Annotated in this window: 1 protein-coding gene; it reads left to right on the top strand. The window is 59.3% G+C overall.

The features are described 5' to 3' along the window. The first annotated feature begins 73 nt into the window (after positions 1-73). Complete coding sequence (locus DJ81_RS16540; protein ID WP_094590647.1) at positions 74-904, top strand: IS5 family transposase; 831 nt, start codon at positions 74-76, stop codon at positions 902-904. Positions 905-1043: the final 139 nt, after the last annotated feature.

A 1043-nucleotide genomic window follows, 5' to 3' on the forward strand; every position in this document is an offset into this window, starting at 1 on the left:
TGCTCTGTTGAATCCGCAGAAGGCGACGGGATAGCGTCGCTCTGAAGGTGGAAGCGAAGCGGAAGAGCCGAATGTGTCTACCCTACTCTTCCGCTTCGTTAAGCAAGCCGCGTCGCTGGCTCAAAAGCGCTGTGCCGCCAGTCCAACGGCGGTGAGTGATCCGACTGGCAACGGATTTCCCGGGTGGAAGCATGTCACGCTCCACTTTTTGCGGGTTCACATGGATGCGACGTACCGCGAGATCGTCGATTGGGCGAGTGAAATGGATCGTGTTCGTGGTCTGTTACAGCTGTCGCGGACGGCATTTCCCGCACCCTCAACGCTGTACCGGTCGTTTGAGAGGGTGCCCATGTCGGTGTGGCGCGGTTTCCTTCGGGAGTCTGCGACCATCTGCGATCCGGGCTCGCACGGTGCCATCGATGCCACGTTCTTCGACCGCGAAACGGCATCGAAACACTACCAACACCGCTCGGATCGCCACATACGCACGCTCAAAACGACGGCACTCGTCGATACGGACTCGTGTGCCATCCTTGATCTTCACTGCTCGGCACACTGGCCTCACGACACCCAAACTGGCCGTCGAGTTGCCCTTCGCAACACCGAGAAAATCGAGAGTCTCGCCGGCGACAAAGGCTATGACGACCAATCTCTCCGGGACACCCTCCGTTCAGCGGGCGTCCGGCCGTTGCTGCGTCACCGGCTGTTCGCTGCGTACGATCACGCGCACAACGCACGGTTGGACAGCGAGCTATACGGCCAGCGCTGGATGGCCGAGACCGCCTTTTCGGCCATCAAGCGTCGGTTCGGCCCCGCTGTCCACCCTCGCGCTTGGTACCGCGAGTTCCGCGAACTCGTGTTGACCGCCGCAGTCTACAACCTCGAACAAGCTCTCAAACAGTGATCCCCGCGCCGTCATCGGATTCAACAAAGCAGACGAGATCAACTTAGAGCTTGTGGAGCGAGAAGCAACACCGCGGCTGTTGATGAAGCTCAGTATTCAGCTCCACCTTGCTGGACTATCGCTTTCGAATACTGTTTCG

The sequence above is a fragment of the Halorubrum sp. Hd13 genome, assembly GCF_002252755.1.
Lineage (GTDB): Archaea > Halobacteriota > Halobacteria > Halobacteriales > Haloferacaceae > Halorubrum.